General features: G+C 43.9%; 11 protein-coding genes. 4 read left to right on the top strand and 7 right to left on the bottom strand.

Translation table 11 applies throughout. The annotated features are described in order from the left end of the window. Positions 1-6 precede the first annotated feature (6 nt). Genes ACFOHL_RS11350 through ACFOHL_RS11365 form a run of 4 tightly spaced genes read left to right on the top strand, consistent with a single transcriptional unit; the run spans position 7 to position 5,712 of the window. Positions 7-2,469 carry a circularly permuted type 2 ATP-grasp protein gene (locus ACFOHL_RS11350; protein WP_376920349.1) on the top strand — a complete coding sequence of 821 codons (2,463 nt, stop codon included), beginning with the start codon at positions 7-9 and terminating at the stop codon, positions 2,467-2,469. Continuing rightward, positions 2,459-3,346, top strand: a complete 888-nt coding sequence (locus ACFOHL_RS11355; RefSeq protein WP_376920350.1) for a transglutaminase family protein — start codon at positions 2,459-2,461, stop codon at positions 3,344-3,346. Before ACFOHL_RS11350 ends, ACFOHL_RS11355 begins: the two co-directional genes overlap by 11 nt. Beyond that, positions 3,343-4,773, top strand: coding sequence for a circularly permuted type 2 ATP-grasp protein (locus ACFOHL_RS11360; protein ID WP_376920351.1), 1,431 nt, complete (start codon positions 3,343-3,345; stop codon positions 4,771-4,773). Before ACFOHL_RS11355 ends, ACFOHL_RS11360 begins: the two co-directional genes overlap by 4 nt. A gap of 9 nt (positions 4,774-4,782) precedes the next feature. Next, entirely contained in the window at positions 4,783-5,712 is a 930-nt protein-coding gene (locus ACFOHL_RS11365; protein ID WP_376920352.1) for an alpha-E domain-containing protein, read from the top strand. 79 nt (positions 5,713-5,791) lie between these two features. Here the strand turns inward: ACFOHL_RS11365 and tuf are convergent, their stop codons facing one another. From tuf to rpoB, 7 genes are all read right to left on the bottom strand, one after another. Then, a complete protein-coding gene (gene tuf / locus ACFOHL_RS11370; protein WP_376920353.1) occupies positions 5,792-6,976 on the bottom strand; it encodes an elongation factor Tu in 1,185 nt (394 codons plus the stop codon). A gap of 64 nt (positions 6,977-7,040) precedes the next feature. Beyond that, positions 7,041-9,143 (bottom strand): elongation factor G, encoded by a 2,103-nt coding sequence (gene fusA, locus ACFOHL_RS11375; protein ID WP_376920354.1) that lies wholly within the window; start codon positions 9,141-9,143, stop codon positions 7,041-7,043. A gap of 166 nt (positions 9,144-9,309) precedes the next feature. After that, complete coding sequence (gene rpsG / locus ACFOHL_RS11380; protein ID WP_376920355.1) at positions 9,310-9,780, bottom strand: 30S ribosomal protein S7; 471 nt, start codon at positions 9,778-9,780, stop codon at positions 9,310-9,312. A gap of 73 nt (positions 9,781-9,853) precedes the next feature. Further along, positions 9,854-10,228: a 30S ribosomal protein S12 gene (rpsL, locus tag ACFOHL_RS11385; protein ID WP_376920356.1), complete on the bottom strand. Its 375-nt coding sequence runs from the start codon at positions 10,226-10,228 to the stop codon at positions 9,854-9,856. Between the two features lie 254 nt (positions 10,229-10,482). Continuing rightward, on the bottom strand, positions 10,483-12,924 hold the full coding sequence (locus ACFOHL_RS11390) for a methyl-accepting chemotaxis protein (protein ID WP_376920357.1): 2,442 nt from the start codon (positions 12,922-12,924) through the stop codon (positions 10,483-10,485). A gap of 339 nt (positions 12,925-13,263) precedes the next feature. Continuing rightward, positions 13,264-17,463 carry a DNA-directed RNA polymerase subunit beta' gene (gene rpoC / locus ACFOHL_RS11395; protein WP_376920358.1) on the bottom strand — a complete coding sequence of 1,400 codons (4,200 nt, stop codon included), beginning with the start codon at positions 17,461-17,463 and terminating at the stop codon, positions 13,264-13,266. Between the two features lie 93 nt (positions 17,464-17,556). Continuing rightward, complete coding sequence (rpoB, locus tag ACFOHL_RS11400; RefSeq protein ID WP_376920359.1) at positions 17,557-21,585, bottom strand: DNA-directed RNA polymerase subunit beta; 4,029 nt, start codon at positions 21,583-21,585, stop codon at positions 17,557-17,559. Positions 21,586-21,717 lie beyond the last annotated feature (132 nt).

Genomic DNA, 21,717 nt, shown 5'->3' on the forward strand with positions numbered 1-21,717 from the left:
AAACCGATGCCAAACACCCACACCACTAATTTTCCACAATGGGTATTGGACTACCAACGTTCCGGACAAGAAGGTCAGTCGGACACCGTTTTTTCTCGTCTCAGCCAATTATCAAAAGACGACATTGCCAATCGCGCACAAGAAATTAGACGCTTACTGCGTACCAGTGGATACAACACGTCGACTGATGTCATGAGTTGGCAGCTGGATCCCATCCCTTACTTAGCCAGTCTTGAAGAGTGGCATACACTGTCCTCTGGTGTAAGACAACGGATGCGGTTACTCCAGCGAATTTTAGCCGATTTGCATGGTCAACAAAGTTTAATATCTGATGGCTTAATTGCACCAAGACATCTGATGGCGCACCCAGCTTATTTGCCTGAAGCCTCTCAATTTAATTTGTCTCCCATGCTTTTGGCTGCATTTGACATAGCGAAGGAAGCCAATGGTCAATTCACAATTGTAAAAGACCACTTCCAGTTTCCGCGCGGCTTGGGCGTGCAACTAGAGAATAGAATTGTCTCAAGGCGGGTAATGAGTGAAGAGTTTGCTGAATTAGGCATTGAACGCATTGCTATTTTCTTTAAACATATTCAGCAAAGCCTCAGTCAAGTCGTGACCGAAAATCGCGCGCCTCGTATCGTCATTTTGACTGAGGGGCCAGACAGTGACGACTACCCCGAACAGGCCTATTTAGCAACATTTATGGACATGATTTTGGCTAGAAGTGCCGATTTGACTGTTCGAGAAGGCGCAGTTTGGATTAAAGCCTTGGATGGTTTACGCAAAGTAGATGTCATTATTCGGTGGATACCCGATCATTTGTTGGATTCCCTAGAGCAACCTCAGTATTCAGATATTGGTGTCCCTGGGTTATTCATGGCTGTGCGCGCGGGCTCGGTAATGCTAATCAATGGCCCAGGCACAAGTATGCTGCAAATCCCGTCTGTGCACGAAGCGATTCCAGCAATTGCTCAACACTGGTTAAATGAGTCACTAATATTACCGCAACTCGAAATATTGCCATACAACTCAATACCGCTCACGCAACAAGAACAGTACGAGGTAAAACACTACACCGATCCCCGTTGGAAAATGGAGCAACTACCACAAACTGAGCACCCTGAAAGCACGTTATTTTGGCAACGCAGCCCCAACTATTCCGTTGCGCCCTTTTGGGATAAAGCCAGTTTAGCCCCTCAAAAATTTTATTTTCGATGTTTCGCTTTTTGGGATGGTCAGCAAGTCACCGTCATGCCAGCCGCCCTTTGCAAAACCATCAATGCTGTTCAAGGGGATACATGTGCAATAAAAGATACTTGGGTGCCCGCAGTTGGTCCTCATGAAAGTGCGGTATTGCCAAAATTAAACCTTCCCGACGCAGGTGAGGACATCGCACTCATCGAAGGGCTAATACCCAGTCGCGCGGCAGAAAACCTTTTTTGGCTTGGCTGTGGTTTAGAGCGTTGTGAAAGTGTTGTTCGTCTATTACGCGTTTATATGGACAGATTTACCGAAGAAGCCCTTTATCCAGACGAGCGCAATTCTCGCTCATTAGCGCTATTCCAGCGTGGCATTATCTCACAAGCTCTGGTTTATCCATACAATCGCCAATCGAGCGAGCAACCTGTAGCCGCTCCAATATCTCATAAACTCGTTGTTTGGCAATGTATGGCGGGAGAAAATGGTCAAAACGTGTTGGACAATACCATTGCTTTAGTTTTGTCCAGCGCTAAACAAATTCAGGAATTGTTGTCGTATGATTCCCTGCGCATTATCGACATGTTACAAACCTTGCATCAAGCAATGAAGAAACTAAAAAAAGACGCGCCCTTACATCAACTTCAGAGCTTACTGGACGGCATTATTGCACAAATAATGGCGTTTAATGGCTCAATCATAGATAGTTTAGCACTTAATAGTGGTGCTTTTATGCTAGATATCGGTCGCCGTTTAGAGCGCAGTAAGCAGCTAACGGCGACAATGCATACCATGTTAACTGATGCGCCAGAAGAAAGAGAGCAAATTGGTGCACTGGATGCTGTGCTGTTGACGCAAGTCAGCGCTGTTACGCACCGAAGGCGATACCGCATAAAACACAGCATAGAAACAGGCATTGAATTGTTACTTGTCGACGCGGAATACCCGCGTTCTCTTGCCTATCAATTGGAGCAACTGCTATGCCTGTCAGAACATTTGCCCAGCCATAAACGCCCCGGTTTTTTAACCACTGCCACTAAATTACTCTTGCAGTTAAAAACGCTTTGCGCGCTTGCAGAGCCAGCTGAGTTAGCAAAGGTAACAAACAATAAACGCGAAGCTTTATCCAGCCTATTGCTCTCGATATCTACTACGCTTACGCAGTACAGAGAGCGCTTGCAAACACGCTATTTTTCTCATACTCAACCGGCTAGTAAACTCGCTTGGTCAGATCTTCCCTCTGCGCAGGAGAAAAAAAGTGAAGTATAGTATTCGTCACATCACGACTTACAGGTACTCGGAAGCGGTTAGTCTCTCCCAAAACCATGCGCGTCTATCACCACAACATACTGGTCAACAAAACTGCCTAAACAGTCGCATAGAAGTTTTCCCCAAGCCAGCTTTTCAGGATAGTTTCGATGATCACTTCGACAATAAAGTGACCGTGTTTGAATTGTTCTCATCCCACAAAGAAATGAAGGTAGTCGCAACAAGTGAAGTAGAAATATTACCCAGTTCACAGCAAGGCTCTTTAAGCTTTCAGATTCCTTGGGAAAAAGTCAGAGACTCTTTAGCTAAGCCTAGGGATCCAGATGCGACCAAAGCAGCTCTGTTTGCTCTTCCGACACCACTTACTCAGCCGAGCCCAGAGATGCGAGAGTATGCTATGCAGTCTTTTTCAAGTGGTATGCCTATTTTGGATGGGTGCCAACATCTCATAAATCGCATTTTCGACGAATTTACCTTTGATGCCAGCTTTTCCACAATTAGTACGCCGATTTCGACTGTGTTCGCCCACAAGCGAGGAGTATGTCAAGACTTTGCTCATTTCACATTAGCATGTATTCGTAGCCTAGGTTTAGCGGCAAAGTATGTAAGTGGATACATAGAAACTATCCCACCTCCGGGACAAGAAAAGCTTGAAGGTGCAGACGCGACTCATGCGTGGATTTCTGTATTTGTTCCTAGTGCAGGCTGGATAGAATACGACCCAACAAATAACCTACAACCGAGTGACCAGCACGTCACTCTTGCTACAGGCCGAGATTTTGCCGACATCACACCAATCAAAGGCGTGATGTACGGTGGTGGAACACAAACTTTAGATGTCGCCGTCGACATGAAACGATTGGAGCAAGCAATATGAGTTTTTACAAGGAAGACCGCTTTTTCGACGAACTCATCACTAGTGAAGGCCTTCCCAGAAAATATGCGGAGCCCTTAGTCGATTATTTGTCTAAGATGCATGGTGTCGAGCGCAAGCTCGCACAGGAGTCTGCTGAACTCGCGGTGAAAGAAATGGGTATCACTTTCACCGTGTATGGCGATGGGAGTTCTATTGACCGGTCATGGCCAATTGATATTGTGCCACGGTTAATCAGCAAAAATGAATGGCAAGCCGTAGAAAAAGGTTTGGTACAAAGGGTTCAAGCACTCAATATGTTTATTGATGATTTGTATCACAAGCAATCCATAGTAAAAGATAAAGTGTTTCCCGCCGAGCTAATAGCGAAATCCGTCAACTTTCGAGAACAATGCATCGGGGTAAGTCCTCCACACAACATTTGGGCACATATTTGTGGTTCGGATTTGGTCAGAGATAAGGACGGCACAATGTATGTGTTGGAAGATAATTTACGTGTACCCTCGGGTGTGTCTTACATGCTTGAAAATCGTTCCGTTATTAAACGTGTATTCCCTGAGATGTTTGAAAAAATGGATATCCAACCGGTATCTGATTATCCATCTCAGCTATTTGACATGCTATCTAGTATGTCGCCAAGACCGGGCGACACACCCGAGGTAGTGGTGCTTACTCCGGGTATCTACAACTCCGCATATTTTGAACACTGTTATTTGGCACAAGAAATGGGCTGTGAATTGGTTGAAGGCTCTGATCTATTTGTCGATGACGATGATGTCGTATTTATGAGAACGGTTGAAGGGCGCCGTCGAGTGGATGTCATTTACCGCAGAATAGACGACCTTTTCTTAGATCCCGAAGCCTTCCACCCTGATTCAATGTTGGGTGTACCTGGACTCGTGCGAGCATGGAAAAAAGGCAACGTCGCATTAGTCAATGCCCCCGGCGCAGGCGTAGCTGATGACAAAGTTGTATACACCTATGTGCCTGATATTATTAAGTATTACCTTGGCGAAGAGATCTTACTTCCCAATGTAGAAACATATCGCTGTTACGATAAAAAAGACTTCAGCTACGTAGAAGCAAACATTGACAAGTTGGTAGTTAAACCGGCAAATGAATCAGGTGGCTATGGTTTGCTCATTGGCCCCAAAGCAAGCGTGGAAGAGCGGGAGAAGTGCCTAGCACAAATAAAAGCCGATCCACGAAACTGGATTGCTCAACCTACATTGAGCCTGTCTACTGTCCCAACATTGGTTAACGATAGTCTCGAAGGTCGTCACGTTGATTTGCGACCATTTATCTTGTCGTCTGGGGATTCAACATACGTAACCACAGGGGGCTTAACCCGAGTCGCAATGGTAAAAGGTTCACTCGTTGTCAACTCTTCTCAAGGTGGCGGAAGTAAAGACACATGGATAGTGGAATAGGAGTATAAAATGTTATCTAGAGTAGCAGAGACACTATATTGGACAGCTCGTTACATTGAGCGAGCGGAAAATGTTGCCCGCTTAGTCAATGTGAATAATCATACCTTAATGGATCTTCCAAAAGGCATATCGCCAGGGTGGGAACCGCTTATAGACATTATTGGTAGCAGAGAAACCTACATAAAAGATCACATCAACTTTAACGAACAAAGTGTGATTGAGTTTCTCACAATTGGCGAAGATAACCCCTCTTCGATTATCAATTCAATAAAAATGGCGAGAGATAACTGCCGAACCGTACGCGACGTCGTCCCTCGTGAAATGTGGGAGGCCATCAATCAACTTAACTTATCGCTGAATGAGCATAAATCGACATTTGTAAGTAAAAGAGGGAGATTTGCTGCCTTAAAATCCGTCATAAACCAAACGGTCAAAATTGTAGGTATTCTCGAAGCCAGTATGTATCAGGATATGGGGTACCTGTTCTGGCGCTTTGGTTCATACCTAGAACGTGCCGACATGACAACACGTATTATTGACGTGCGCTCGGCATCTTTACACGCAGATCCTGAAAAGAGTATCGCTTATGAAAATATACAATGGATCAGTGTGCTGAGATCTCTATCTGCTTATCAAATGTATCGACAGCATATGGCCGTGCGAGTCAAACCCACGCAAGTAATGGAATTTATGCTTCATGATAAGTGCTTTCCGCGCTCGGTATTGTTTTGTTTAACGAGCATACAAAAACTAAATGAAAATCTACCCAACAACAAGGAAATGAATGCGCGTATTCAACATAGTATTGATGATTTACTCGCTCAAGATATCAAGTCTTTGAAAGGGACGGCTTCGCACTTATACATTGATGAACTACAGATAGATTTGGCTGATATTCACGAACAACTCGTAGAGCAGTACTTTTCACATAAAAGATGAGTGAGGTATTTCAAATTCGAGATATGAAAAAGGCCAGCAAATGCTGGCCTCATATTCGATGTATTGTGCGCCTAAACGATTAGTCTAGGATTTTTGCTACAACACCCGCACCTACTGTGCGACCACCTTCACGGATAGCGAAGCGTAAACCTTCATCCATCGCGATTGGAGCAATTAGTTCAACAACAAACTTCAAGTTGTCGCCAGGCATAACCATTTCTACGCCTTCTGGCAATTCTACCGCACCTGTTACGTCTGTTGTACGGAAGTAGAACTGTGGACGATAGCCTTTAAAGAATGGCGTGTGACGACCACCTTCGTCTTTGCTTAGTACATAGACTTCTGCTTCAAACTTAGTGTGTGGGTTGATTGAACCAGGCTTAGACAATACTTGTCCACGCTCAACTTCATCACGCTTAGTACCACGAAGTAGTACACCTACGTTCTCACCTGCGCGACCTTCGTCTAGCAATTTACGGAACATCTCTACACCAGTACAAGTCGTTGTAGTCGTTTCTTTAATACCTACAATTTCAACTTCTTCACCTACCTTGATGATACCCTGCTCTACACGACCAGTAACAACCGTACCACGACCTGAGATTGAGAATACGTCTTCAATCGGTAAGATGAATGGCTTGTCGATATCACGCTCTGGCTCTGGAATGTAAGAGTCTAAAGCTTCACCTAGTTCGATGATTTTTGCTTCCCACGCTTCATCACCTTCTAGTGCTTTAAGTGCTGAGCCTTGGATAACTGGCAAGTCATCACCTGGGAATTCATATTCTGAAAGTAATTCACGTACTTCCATTTCTACTAATTCTAGCAACTCTTCATCATCTACCATGTCACATTTGTTCATGAATACGATGATATAAGGTACGCCTACCTGACGACCCAATAGAATGTGCTCACGTGTTTGTGGCATTGGACCATCTGTCGCCGCAACTACTAGGATAGCGCCGTCCATTTGTGCCGCACCGGTGATCATGTTTTTAACATAGTCAGCGTGTCCTGGGCAGTCTACGTGTGCGTAGTGACGCGTAGGCGTGTCATATTCTACGTGTGACGTCGCGATAGTGATACCACGCTCACGCTCTTCTGGTGCGTTATCGATTTGGTCGAATGCTTGTGCAGAACCGCCATAAGTCTTTGCTAGAACTGTAGTGATTGCTGCTGTTAACGTCGTTTTACCGTGGTCAACGTGGCCAATTGTACCTACGTTTACGTGCGGTTTCGTACGTTCAAACTTTTCTTTTGCCATTGCTATAATTTCCTAAGTTTAACGCCCGTTCCAACATTAGACCGGACCGAATCAAAATAAATAGTTACACACGCGAATCAATAATGGCGCTAGCGACATTATTGGGCGCTTCTGCGTAATTAAAAAATTCCATTGAGTATGACGCCCGACCTTGCGTTGCAGAACGTAAAGCGGTGGCATATCCAAACATCTCTGAAAGTGGTACTTTTGCACGCACAATCTTAATGCCTGCTACACCATCTTCCATACCTTCTATCATCCCTCGACGTCGATTTAGGTCACCAACTACATCACCCATCCAGTCTTCAGGAGTGGTTACTTCAACCTTCATCATTGGTTCAAGTAACACCGGATCAGCTTTCGCCGCTCCATCTTTGAACCCCATGGAAGCAGCAATTTTAAACGCCATTTCCGAAGAGTCAACATCGTGGAAAGAACCATCAAATAAAGTTACTTTCACATCCAGCATTGGGTAGCCTGCGAGAACACCATTTAACATCTGTTCTTCACAACCTTTTTCAACCGCAGGAATAAATTCTTTTGGTACTACGCCACCCACAATTTCGTTTTCAAATTGGAAACCTTCTCCTTCGTCAAGCGGCTCCATTCGCAACCAAACATGCCCAAACTGACCTCTACCACCGGACTGACGAACAAATTTTCCTTCTACTTCGACGCCTTTGCGAATAGTTTCACGATATGCCACTTGAGGGTTACCAACATTACACGAAACATTGAATTCGCGTTTCATGCGATCAACAATAATGTCCAAATGCAACTCGCCCATACCAGAAATAATTGTCTGGCCAGTTTCGTCATCTGTGTGCACTTTGAAAGAGGGGTCTTCGGCTGCAAGCTTACCTAAGGCAACACCCATTTTTTCCTGATCGGCTTGAGACTTTGGCTCAACTGCAATAGAAATTACCGGATCCGGAAAATCCATTTTTTCGAGCGTAATCACACTATTAGGGTCACAAAGTGTTTCACCCGTGGTGACATCTTTTAGGCCAATCGCAGCAGCGATATCACCAGCTCTTACTTCTTTTAACTCTTCACGGTCATTCGCATGCATTTGCACAAGTCGCCCAATCCGCTCTTTTTTTCCTTTGATAGGATTGAACACTGCATCACCCGTTTTGATAACACCTGAGTACACGCGGAAAAACGTGAGCGACCCTACAAAGGGGTCGGTGGCAATCTTAAACGCCAATGCTGAAAACGGTTCATCATCATCTGAATGACGCTGCGCTTCAGTCTCTTTACCATCGTCTAACACACCTGTAATTGCCTTTACTTCAGTCGGTGAAGGCAAATACTCAACAACGGCGTCAAGCACAGCTTGCACACCTTTGTTTTTAAATGCAGAACCACAGGTCGCCAAGACAATTTCATTATTTAGTGTTCGGATACGTAGACCTTGCTTAATCTCATCCTCACTGAGCTCATCGCCGCCGAGGTATTTGTCCATTAGCTCGTCATTCGCTTCAGCGGCGGCTTCAACCATCTCGTTTCGGTACAATTCAGCTTTTTCTAGATATTCAGCAGGAATATCTTCATAAGTAAACGATGTACCTTTATCTGCCTCATTCCAGTTGATGTATTTCATCTTAATAAGATCAATGACACCGGTGAAGGTTTCTTCTGCCCCAACATTAATTTGAATAGGCACACAAGTGGCGCCCAAGCGCTTGCGTATTTGCTCGACAACACGTTCAAAATCTGCGCCGGCACGATCCATCTTGTTTACGAATACCATCCTGGGGACTTCGTATTTGTCTGCTTGACGCCACACCGTTTCAGATTGTGGCTCGACACCAGATGAGCCACAAAACACGACCACTGCGCCATCTAGCACTCGAAGCGAGCGCTCTACCTCGATAGTAAAGTCTACGTGCCCAGGGGTGTCGATAATATTAATGCGATGCTGTTCAAATTGCTGCTGCATGCCAGACCAAAAGCAAGTGGTAGCGGCTGATGTGATGGTAATGCCCCGCTCTTGCTCCTGCTCCATCCAATCCATTGTTGCTGCACCATCATGTACTTCACCAATTTTGTGTGAAATACCCGTGTAAAACAATACACGTTCTGTGGTGGTCGTTTTACCCGCATCGACATGAGCGACAATACCGATGTTACGGTAACGTTGAATGGGTGTTTTGCGCGGCATTAACTTTGTTTACCTTATTTGTATTGTTATTTTTCAGATACAGTTTTTCGTTATTGAAGCTTACGCTTAATTAAGGCTTAAAGACTAAAAAATCCTTATCCCTTAATTAAGAAAACAGCCTGTCTTATAAAGACAGACTGTTACAACTTTATGACTAAGTGTCAGATTACCAACGATAATGAGCAAAAGCTTTGTTAGCTTCAGCCATACGGTGAACGTCTTCACGTTTCTTAACCGCACTACCTTTGTTTTCTTGCGCATCTAACATTTCGGCTGCCAGTCTCTGTGCCATAGACTTTTCACCACGCTTACGTGCCGCTTCTACTAACCAACGCATGCCTAGTGCATTACGACGTACAGGGCGAACTTCTACAGGAACTTGGTAAGTAGAACCACCAACGCGACGAGATTTAACCTCAACGGTTGGACGGATGTTCTCTAGTGCATCTTCAAATACTTCTAGGTGCGATTTGCTAGATTTTTCAGCAACAATATCAAGGGCACCGTAAACGATCTTTTCGGCAGTCGATTTCTTGCCGTCGAGCATTACGACATTCATAAATTTTGCAAGTAATTCTGATCCAAACTTAGGATCGGGTAGGATTTTACGTTGACCTACGACTCTTCTTCTTGGCATCTTAATTCTCCGTGGAATTCAGGGATAACCCAAAACTCAAATTAAATAGTTTGGCCTTACTAACGGAGAACCGTTAAGACTTGGGCCTTTTCGCGCCGTACTTAGAACGGGCTTGTTTACGATCGCTAACACCAGCGCAGTCCAATGTACCGCGAACAGTGTGATAACGAACACCTGGTAAATCTTTTACACGACCACCGCGAATGAGTACTACACTGTGCTCTTGTAAGTTGTGTCCTTCACCACCAATGTATGAAGACACTTCAAAACCGTTTGTTAAGCGAACACGGCATACTTTACGTAGCGCAGAGTTCGGCTTTTTAGGCGTAGTAGTATATACACGAGTACATACTCCACGACGTTGTGGGCAAGCTTGCAAAGCAGCAACGTTCGATTTCTCGACCGGCTTTTTACGAGGCTTACGCACTAACTGGTTAACTGTTGCCATTAACTAGCTCCTGAGTAAACTTAAAATACCCAATAAATGTTTTTTATTGGGAGGTTATTAAAAAACATAACCAACTGATTAATTTATGTTTTTTATGCTCGATATCCCAAGTGGCGGTTTCTATGAATAGAAGAACGCCGAATTTGGGTTGCGGAATACTATAGATCATCAAGTAGTATGTCAAGAAATGACCAATAAAAGCATGAATTTGGTCAGGCGGAATGGTACTGAGCTAAATCAGTATAATTCTATCCTTAAAATAAGATATCGTCTTCATCTTGTGTCTGGCTTTCTGAACTTTGCAAGATTTGATTAATCATATCTTTATCGATGCGAGTACCCGAACGTTTGTCCGTATTCCATGACTGGTCGCTTAAGGTAAATTGATTGACCATTTCATGTAACTTCATACTCATTTTGCCCATATCAATACCGACCTGAACTGATATTTGACTGGCCTCTTGAGATGCGTGGAAGCACCTGTCAAGGCTTTCGAAGTCTTGTGATACCAAACTAAAGCTTTCAGTTTGTTCGTCAATGGCTTCTGTAATGCTTCCTACACTACCGCTAATATCATCCATTGTGCTGTTGATGAGTGATAGCTGTTCCTTTGATATCATAATTTCTTCTTGGCACTGTTTGGTAGTTTCTCTGCCTTGCTCCATTTTTGTCACTACTTCACGCGTACCATTTTGAATCGCTTCCACCATCGAAGACACCTCTAAGGTCGAATTTCTAGTGCGCGAAGCCAAGGCTCTTACTTCATCTGCAACGACTGCGAAACCACGCCCTGCCTCCCCGGCTCTTGCCGCCTCAATGGCGGCATTGAGCGCAAGTAGGTTCGTTTGATCAGCAATGTTACTGATAACATCAATTAATGTGACAATGTTATCGCTTTCTTTTTTGAGCGCATCAATCGACACTGCTGTATCGTCGATAATTGTGTCCAGTTCCGTCACTTTCTTGCTGGTGTGCTCAAAAGCAACAACACCATCTTTGACTTTAATTCGTGCATCTTCACTTTTTTCAGTAATTTGCTCAGCACTTGATTTCACTAAAGCAGTGGATTCATCAGCCGCGTACAAACGCGTTCTCATAGTACTGATTTGTCTATTCTGTTCGTTTGCTGACTCAGCAATTGCTACGTTCCCGTCTGCTAGCTCTTTAGACATTGGGACTAAACGCAAGGCAGACTTTATGAGATCTGAAAAAGTGTTGTCTAAATTACTGATAAATACATTAAAGCCTGCTGCTAATTCTGAAATTTCATGTTTACCCTCAACGTTGATCCGTTGCGTAAGATCGCCGTCACCTTCTGAAAAAGAATCAACAACGGTTCGCAGGTTATCAATCGGTTTCGCCAAGGATTTAGCTAAAAACCACGCGGCCAAAGGACCGATAAAGCCAGTTATGAGCAGGGTAATGATTGTTGTATTCACCGTTGCTTCAGACAAATCTTTGACTGGAGCAAAGGCCTCACTCGCATCAATTTCACTCATTACTACCCAATTTAACCCTGGTATGTCGAGTGGTCGATACGCAGATAGCACCTCAACACCTCTATAGTCGTCGAATATATCGAAACCAAGCTGCCCTGACAATGCTGCTTGTGTCCCCTTGGTTTTAACAGGTTGAAGGCCTATTGATGTCTCTTGGGTGCCCATCGTGTCGATAACATTACCACCCAAGCCGACATTTTTCATGAGGCTAAGATAAGCTTTTTTGTCTTCGAGCAAAAATCGCCCGTTACTACGCATTAGGTAATCGTCGCCAACCAAGTATGTTTCTCCAGATAAGCCTAGTCCACGCTCTTGCCAGTTACCAGAGTGCGTCATTACTTCGTTTATTTGGTCAACTGGCATTTGCAGTATAAGCACACCGACAATTTCACTCCCACTAAAAATTGGCGTACTAATAAAAGATGCAGGCGCATTGTAGCTAGGTAAATATGGTGCCAAATCAGTAATATGAGTAACGCCTTTTTCACCATCCTGTATAGCCATATTGAAGGATTGAGCTATTCCTGTATTGGCATAAGGCCCGTGTTTTAACGATGTTGCATAATCAAGTTCTTTAAACACTGAATACACTATTTCACCGGTTTTATGATCCACCAAAAACAGATCATAAAATCCAAATTTCTCTAAATAGGACTTGAAAATTGGATGATACTTAGCGTGTAAATACGAATAGTCGGCGTTATTCTTCGGGCTAATTAATTGATGTTTTTCTCCCAGAGGATGAGGGTTATTTGCAATAAAATCGTATTGAAGAGCCTTGGCATTGGCACTCAAATCCGACAATAGGGGACTGATATCAAGCTCTGTGACTGTATTAAGCAGATCAAATTTCGCTTTGAACTGTTTAGTATAGAATGCTGCTAAACTTTGTGCCTGATCTTCGGGTGCTTGCCTATTGGCGCTATAGTTAGCAAACGATTCACTAAAGGCTTGCACGGCATCAACGACCATCAAGTTTTCTGCTAGCGTGACTGACTTGTGATTGATGTCTTGTATATATCGGGCAATCTGCGATGCTGTTGCATCTCTAATCGCAATTAATGATTGCTTTGCATCCTCTTCGAGTGCATTCTTCCCTACCTCACTTGTAGACTGCCCAATGAAGATACTGCCGAGTAATACGGGTACAATAGCCAGAAATGCACCACCAAGTGCAATACGAGTTTTGATGTTCATACTAAAGGTTAAACCTTGCTATATTTTTATTGTCTTCTAGTAGCTCGGTCAAACGATTAAACTTCAAATCATTAAGTACACAGTCTGACAAGCACGTTTGGATTTTGCTACTAGTACGACAAACGCCATAAATAAGGGAGAACATGGCAATCCATACTAAAGCAAACATCATCCATAAAGATAATGTACTCACCTACAAAGTTTATCGTTTAGCTTTGGCCTTCCTTTAGTAAAACTTGATTTTGATCATGTTTTTGTTGTGCTAGTCCATTCCAAGTAGTTATCAAAAAAAAAGCATGGTGTAAAACCATGCTTTTTTAAATAGATTTTGAAGAGGAGCTACTCTTCGTTATCGCCGGCATTCAATGCTTCTGCAAGCTGAGCTTGTGCTTCTTCAGCAGAAACAGACAACTCCTCTTGTAAAGCGGCTAGCTTTCTTTCTGAACGCTTCTGATGATAAGAGAAACCGGTACCTGCTGGTATTAGGCGACCCACTATCACATTTTCCTTCAGACCACGCAAATCGTCTTCCTTGCCTTGCACGGCAGCTTCGGTAAGTACGCGCGTAGTCTCTTGGAAAGACGCAGCTGAAATGAACGATTCGGTAGACAAAGAGGCCTTTGTAATACCCAATAATTGAATTTCGTAAGTAGCTGGGATCTTACCTTGTTTTTCAAATTCACGATTAGCAATTTTCACACTGGATACTTCAACCTGCTCCCCTTCAAGGAACATAGTATCGCCCGCGTTAAGAATCACACATTTACGTAGCATTTGACGGATCACTACTTCTATGTGCTTATCGTTAATTTTTACACCTTGTAAACGGTAAACTTCTTGTACTTCGTTAACAATATAATTGGCGACGGCACTCACACCACGAAGGCGAAGAATATCATGTGGAGACTCTGGGCCATCTGAAATAACTTCACCAATTTCAACGTTTTCACCTTCAAATACATTGAGTTGACGCCATTTAGGGATCATCTCTTCGTATTGACCATTCGCATTCAAGCTCACATGTCTAGCTGCGCTTTCATCTTTAGGTGTAATCGTTAAACGACGTTTGCCTTTTGTCTCTTTACCGAAACCGATCGTACCTGATATTTCTGCCAATATCGCAGGCTCTTTAGGTTTACGCGCTTCGAACAAGTCAGCAACACGAGGCAAACCACCGGTAATGTCTCGTGTTTTTGAGCTTTCTTGAGGAATACGAGCCAGTACATCACCTTCGTTGGCGACTACACCGTCTTTAGCTTCAATGGTGGTAAACGCAGGTAAACGTATTTCCTGTAAGGTTCCGTTTTCACTTTCAAGAATGAGCTTGGGCTCTTTTACGTTAGACTTACTCAGATCCTTAACAACAATACGCGTTAAACCTGTTAACTCATCTTGTTGTGTTTCAGTATTTGAGTCATCGACATCCGCGAAGGTGATCTTAGACGCGCGTTCGGTCACAATTGGGTGACTATGCGGATCCCAATTCGCCACAACGTCTCCAGCGTTAATACTTGCGCCGTTGTCGACGGTCAATATCGCACCATAAGGTACTTTGTAACGCTCTTTTTCACGGCCTTGGTCGTCAATAACAGTCAATTCAGTAGAACGCGAAACAATCACGACCTTGTTATCTGAATTACGTACAAACTTCTCATTGTGAAGTTTTAATGTACCTGATGTCTTAACTTGCACACTGTTTTCTGCAGATGCTCTAGAGGCCGCCCCACCGATGTGGAAGGTACGCATGGTTAACTGTGTACCAGGCTCACCAATTGATTGAGCAGCAATAACACCCACAGCTTCTCCTGATCCCACCATGTGTCCACGCGCTAGGTCACGACCGTAACACTTAGCACACACACCGTGATCATTGTCACAAGTAATAACAGAGCGAACTTTAACTTTATCGACACTATTTTCTTCTAACATGTCAACGAGCTTTTCATCAAGCATGACATTACGCTCAACAAGCACCTCGTCAGTACCTGGCTTCAAGACGTCTTCACAAACAACGCGACCAAGTACACGCTCTCTCAACGGCTCAACTACGTCTCCACCTTCGATTAGAGGCGTCATTTCCACGCCTTCATAGGTACCACAGTCATCATTAATAATAACTAGGTCTTGCGCCACGTCGACAAGACGACGAGTTAAGTAACCCGAGTTGGCGGTTTTCAGAGCGGTATCCGCTAGACCTTTACGCGCACCGTGAGTAGAAATAAAGTACTGGAGTACGTTTAGACCTTCACGGAAGTTTGCGGTAATTGGTGTCTCGATGATAGAGCCGTCTGGCTTGGCCATCAAACCACGCATACCCGCAAGCTGACGAATCTGAGCAGGGCTACCACGAGCACCGGAGTCAGCCATCATGTAAACAGAGTTAAAGCTTTGCTGCTGCTCTTCTTCACCGTCACGGTTAGTAACAGACTCCGTTTTAAGATTATCCATCATCGCTTTTGCGACATTGTCGTTGGCGGTAGACCAAATATCGATAACTTTGTTGTAACGCTCACCGGCGGTGACAAGACCAGACTGGAACTGCTCTTGAATTTCTACAACTTCTGCTTCTGCTGCTTCGATAATGTCTTTTTTCGCAGCAGGAATAACCATGTCGTCAATACCGACTGACGCACCTGCAATCATAGCGTAGTGGAAACCGGTATACATGATTTGGTCAGCTGCAATAACCGTATCTTTCAAACCCAGGGTACGATAACAGGCATTCAAAAGCTTAGAAATTTGCTTCTTACCCATGGGTTGATTGATTAAATCAAAGGGCAAACCCTTTGGCAGTACGAGTGAAAATATTGCACGACCAACGGTAGTATCTACCATAGAGGTCTTGGCAATTTTTTCACCTTCTTCATTTATTTCATACTGGGTTAAACGCACTTTTACACGTGCATGCAATTCAGCGCGTTCGGTGCGGTAAGCTTTCTCTGCTTCATTTGGGTTAGAGAAAACCATACCTTCACCCTTACCGTTTACACGATCACGAGTTAAGTAATAAAGCCCCAGTACAACGTCTTGTGAAGGAACGATAATCGGCTCACCGTTAGCGGGAGAGAGAATGTTGTTCGTTGACATCATCAAGGCACGCGCTTCTAACTGTGCTTCGATGGTTAATGGTACGTGGACGGCCATTTGGTCACCGTCGAAGTCAGCATTATACGCAGCACATACCAACGGATGTAATTGAATCGCTTTACCTTCAATTAAGGTGGGTTCAAATGCTTGAATACCCAATCTGTGAAGTGTAGGGGCACGGTTTAACAACACAGGGTGTTCGCGAATAACTTCGTCTAGTACATCCCATACTTCCGGCGCTTCACGCTCCACTAGCTTTTTAGCCGCTTTAATTGTCGTTGCCAATCCACGGCCTTCTAATTTACCGTAAATGAAAGGCTTGAACAGCTCCAATGCCATTTTTTTGGGTAAACCGCACTGATGTAATTTAAGCGTTGGACCAACAGTGATAACTGAACGACCAGAATAATCAACGCGCTTACCCAGTAGGTTTTGACGGAAACGACCTTGCTTACCTTTAATCATATCAGCAAGCGATTTCAAAGGACGCTTGTTCGAGCCTGTGATAGCACGACCACGACGACCATTATCTAGTAAGGCATCAACAGCTTCTTGTAGCATACGCTTTTCGTTACGTACGATGATATCGGGCGCTGCTAAATCCAGAAGACGCTTAAGACGATTGTTACGGTTAATCACACGGCGATACAGATCGTTTAGGTCAGATGTCGCAAAACGCCCGCCGTCTAGTGGCACCAAGGGACGCAACTCTGGTGGTAGTACTGGTAATACAGTTAAAATCATCCACTCGGGCTTGTTACCTGATTGCTGGAAAGATTCAAGTAGTTTTAGGCGCTTGGTAATTTTTTTGCGTTTTGTCTCTGAGGTGACGCTCGGTAACTCTTCACGCATTGCTGCTACGTCAGAGTCAACATCCAATTGCTTGAGCAATTCGAATACAGCTTCTGCACCCATTTTCGCTTCAAAATCATCGCCATGCTCTTCTAACGAATCAAGGTACTCTTCTTCATTCAGCAATTGTCCTTGAACAAGATCCGTCATGCCAGGCTCAGTGACCACATAGCTTTCAAAATAAAGTACACGTTCGATGTCGCGCAATGTCATATCTAGCATTAAGCCGATACGAGACGGCAATGATTTTAAGAACCATATATGTGCGACAGGGCTCGCCAATTCGATATGCCCCATACGCTCACGACGGACTTTAGTTAGCGTCACTTCTACGCCACATTTTTCACAAATTACACCACGGTGCTTAAGGCGCTTGTACTTACCGCATAAACATTCGTAATCTTTTACTGGACCAAAAATACGTGCACAGAAAAGGCCGTCACGCTCAGGTTTAAAGGTACGGTAGTTGATAGTTTCAGGTTTTTTAACCTCACCAAATGACCACGATCGGATCATATCTGGCGATGCAAGACCGATTTTTATATTATCGAATTCTTCAGTCTTGTTTTGCTGTTTAATAAACTTTAATAAGTCTTTCACACTTTTCTCCCAGCGGAGTCTTGAATCCGACTCGGTGTAAGTCTTACTAGAAATACACCGAGCCAACCTGTTTGTTTTAGCGCAAACGCTAGCTTAGTTCTCTTCAAGTTCGATGTTGATACCCAAAGAACGAATTTCTTTCAACAACACGTTGAAAGACTCTGGCATGCCAGGCTCCATTCTGTGGTCGCCATCAACGATGTTTTTGTACATCTTAGTACGACCATTGACATCATCAGACTTAACAGTAAGCATTTCTTGTAGAGTATATGCGGCACCGTATGCTTCAAGTGCCCATACTTCCATCTCTCCAAAGCGCTGACCACCAAACTGTGCTTTACCACCGAGTGGTTGTTGAGTAACAAGGCTGTAAGAACCCGTTGACCGCGCATGCATCTTGTCATCGACCAAGTGATTGAGTTTGAGCATGTACATATAACCAACTGTTACTGGACGTTCAAATTCTCTACCCGTTCGGCCGTCGAACAAGGTAATTTGACCCGACTCTGGAATGTCTGCCAGCTTCAGCATCTCTTTGATTTCTGATTCTCGTGCACCATCAAATACAGGCGTAGCTATGGGCACACCGCCACGTAAGTTTTCAGCCAAGCGCATGATTTCATCATCTGAGAAGCTCTCGATATCGACTTCTTGACGAGACTCACCAAGTTCATACACTTTCTTCAAGAACTCACGCATTTTAGCGACTTCTTGTGCCTCTTTGATCATGCGATCAATCTTGACACCTAAACCGTGCGCCGCCATTCCCATGTGCGTCTCAAGTATCTGACCGATGTTCATACGCGACGGAACACCTAGTGGGTTCAGCACGATATCAACCGGCGTACCATCTGCATCGTGTGGCATATCTTCAACAGGTTGAATAGTGGAGATAACACCTTTGTTCCCGTGACGACCAGCCATTTTATCACCGGGCTGGATACTGCGTTTAACTGCAAGGTACACTTTAACAATTTTGAGAACGCCAGGTGCTAAATCATCACCTTGGGTTATCTTGCGACGTTTGATTTCAAACTTCTTATCAAAATCATTCTTAGTTTCAGCAAATTGCTCTGCAGCTTGGTCAAGCTCGGCTTGTGCATCTTCATCTTTAAGGATTATGTCGAACCACTTCTCGCGAGGTGTATCGTTCAACTTATCTTCCGCTATACCAGCGTTATTAAGTAAATGCTTAGCACGCGCAAAAATGCCGTCAGCGAGTATATTGAATTCGTCACTTAAGTCTTTTTTGACTTGTCGTAACTGCATGTCTTCAATTTCTAGAGCACGTTGGTCTTTTTCGACGCCATCACGTGTGAACACTTGCACGTCAATAACAGTTCCCGTCACACTATTTGGTACACGTAAAGATGTGTCTTTTACGTCAGAAGCTTTTTCACCAAAAATTGCTCTCAGTAACTTTTCTTCAGGCGTTAGCTGAGTTTCACCTTTGGGCGTAACTTTACCCACTAGAATATCGCCACCTTTGACTTCGGCACCAATAAACACAACACCTGATTCGTCCAATTTACCTAAGGCAGATTCACCTACATTAGGAATATCTGCACTGATTTCTTCTGGCCCTAATTTGGTATCACGCGCAATACAGCTTAATTCTTGAATATGAATGGTAGTAAAGCGATCTTCTTGAGCTACACGCTCAGAAATTAGGATTGAATCCTCAAAGTTATAACCATTCCAAGGCATAAATGCGATACGCATATTTTGCCCTAAGGCCAATTCACCTAAGTCAGTTGAAGGGCCATCAGCTAATACGTCACCGGCTACTACAGGCTCACCAACATTACAAGTCGGACGCTGGTTAATACAAGTGTTTTGGTTAGAACGCGTGTATTTAGTCAGGTTATAAATATCAATCCCGGCTTCGCCCGGAACCATTTCATTTTCGTTAACCTTAACTACAATGCGGCTAGCGTCTACGTAATCAACTGTACCGCCTCTCTTAGCAACCACAGTTACACCAGAATCAACGGCAACGGTTTTTTCCATCCCAGTACCAACGAGTGGCTTATCAGCCTTGAGTGTCGGAACGGCTTGACGTTGCATGTTCGATCCCATCAATGCACGGTTTGCATCATCGTGCTCAAGGAATGGAATAATACTGGCTGCAATAGACACGATTTGTTGAGACGACACATCCATATAAGTAATGTCATCACGCTGAACTAGGGTTGTTTCACCTCGTAAACGACATGGAATAAGGTCGTCAACCAAGGCGTTATTGCCATCGAGTGCGACATTTGCCTGAGCGATTGCATACTGACCTTCTTCGATTGCAGATAAGTATTCGATGTCATCGGTCACGACACCGTCTACTATTTTACGATAAGGTGTTTCTAAGAAACCAAAGTCATTAGTTCTAGCAAAGCTCGCCAAGGAATTGATCAGACCAATGTTTGGTCCTTCTGGCGTTTCGATTGGGCAAACACGACCGTAGTGTGTCGGATGCACGTCTCGAACTTCAAAGCCCGCACGCTCACGGGTTAGACCGCCCGGCCCAAGAGCCGAAATACGGCGCTTGTGCGTGACTTCAGACAATGGATTGTTTTGATCCATGAATTGAGATAGCTGACTGGAACCAAAGAACTCTTTAACTGCCGCTGATATTGGCTTAGCGTTAATTAAGTCTTGTGGCATCACGTTATCTAGATCACCAAGACTCAAACGTTCTTTAACAGCACGTTCAACACGAACCAAGCCGACACGGAATTGGTTTTCAGCCATTTCACCAACACTACGGATACGGCGGTTACCCAAGTGGTCAATATCATCAACTTCGTCTTTACCATCACGAATGGTAATTAACTGTTGCATGACAGCAATAATATCACTCTTATCAAGTGTACCTTCACCAGTTGATTCCTCACGTCCTAAACGTCGGTTAAACTTCATTCGGCCAACTGCTGACAAGTCATAACGCTCATCAGAGAAGAAAAGGTTGTCGAATAAGTTCTCCGCAGCATCTTTCGTTGGTGGTTCACCAGGACGCATCATACGATAAATTTCTACCAAGGCTTCTAGTCGGTTGCTACTAGGGTCGATTCTGATAGTGTCAGAAATATACGAACCGTGGTCTAGTTCATTTATGTACAGCGTGTCAAACGCCTTAACACCAGATTCCTTAAGTGATTCAAGCAACTCTAATGTCAACTCGTCATTGGCGTTGGCAATGATTTCACCGGTATCTTCGTTAACATAGCTTTTCGCAATAACTTTACCGATCAAGTACTCAGCAGGCACCGGTAACTCTGTAATATTTGCTTTAGCTAATGCTCTTGTATGTCTGGCTGAAATACGACGACCCTCTTCAACCAAAACTTTTCCATCATTGTCGAGAATGTCAAATTGTGCAGTCTCACCACGTAAACGGTCAGCAATGACATCCATCATAAATTTGTCGTCATCAATACGCACTGACACTTTATCAAAGAATAGGTCGAGTATTTCTTCTGTGCCAATTTCTAAAGCGCGTAAGATTATGGTTGCAGGTAACTTTCTGCGGCGGTCAATACGAACAAAGAGGTTGTCTTTCGGGTCAAACTCAAAATCAAGCCATGAACCACGGTAAGGAATAACACGGGCGTTGTACAGTACTTTACCTGAGCTGTGCGTTTTACCTTTGTCATGATCAAAGAACACACCTGGAGAGCGATGCAGTTGCGAAACAATAACACGCTCAGTACCATTAATTACAAAAGTACCGTTTTCGGTCATCAATGGGATTTCACCCATGTAGACTTCTTGCTCTTTTATATCTTTTACTGTGCCTGGCGCAGCTTCCTTATCGAAAAGTACTAAGCGTAACTTCACTCTAAGAGGCGCGGAATAGGTCACACCGCGAATCTGACATTCTTTCACATCAAACGCAGGCTCACCTAAGCGATAAGACACATATTGAAGTTCCGAATTACCAGAATAACTCTTTATTGGAAATACTGATCTAAACGCTGACTCGAGACCATATTGGCCATCTGGGTCTTGATCAATAAATTTTTTAAAAGAATCTAGTTGAATTGATAGGAGGTATGGAATTTCCAGTACCTGTGGGCGCTTGCCAAAATCCTTACGGATACGTTTTTTTTCACTATAAGAGTAAACCATGGGTTCCTCAGCCGACCGATTTTTGACCCAACCTGCTACACAACTGCCATGCGTAACAAACTTCCTTTACCCTTTTTTTGGGCATTAACTTAAGCATAAACTATTCCAGCCGATATTGCTGTAATGAATTCA

The organism is Agaribacter flavus (genome assembly GCF_042646125.1).
In the GTDB taxonomy this organism is placed as follows: domain Bacteria; phylum Pseudomonadota; class Gammaproteobacteria; order Enterobacterales; family Alteromonadaceae; genus Glaciecola; species Glaciecola flavus.

Coding starts and splice junctions, on each gene's coding strand:
- ACFOHL_RS11365 (WP_376920352.1), top strand. CDS start 4,783: ATGTTATCTAGAGTAGCAGAGACACTATATTGGACAGCTCGTTACATT.
- fusA (WP_376920354.1), bottom strand. CDS start 9,143: ATGCCGCGCAAAACACCCATTCAACGTTACCGTAACATCGGTATTGTC.
- ACFOHL_RS11350 (WP_376920349.1), top strand. CDS start 7: ATGCCAAACACCCACACCACTAATTTTCCACAATGGGTATTGGACTAC.
- ACFOHL_RS11360 (WP_376920351.1), top strand. CDS start 3,343: ATGAGTTTTTACAAGGAAGACCGCTTTTTCGACGAACTCATCACTAGT.
- rpoB (WP_376920359.1), bottom strand. CDS start 21,585: ATGGTTTACTCTTATAGTGAAAAAAAACGTATCCGTAAGGATTTTGGC.
- rpsL (WP_376920356.1), bottom strand. CDS start 10,228: ATGGCAACAGTTAACCAGTTAGTGCGTAAGCCTCGTAAAAAGCCGGTC.
- rpsG (WP_376920355.1), bottom strand. CDS start 9,780: ATGCCAAGAAGAAGAGTCGTAGGTCAACGTAAAATCCTACCCGATCCT.
- tuf (WP_376920353.1), bottom strand. CDS start 6,976: ATGGCAAAAGAAAAGTTTGAACGTACGAAACCGCACGTAAACGTAGGT.
- ACFOHL_RS11390 (WP_376920357.1), bottom strand. CDS start 12,924: ATGAACATCAAAACTCGTATTGCACTTGGTGGTGCATTTCTGGCTATT.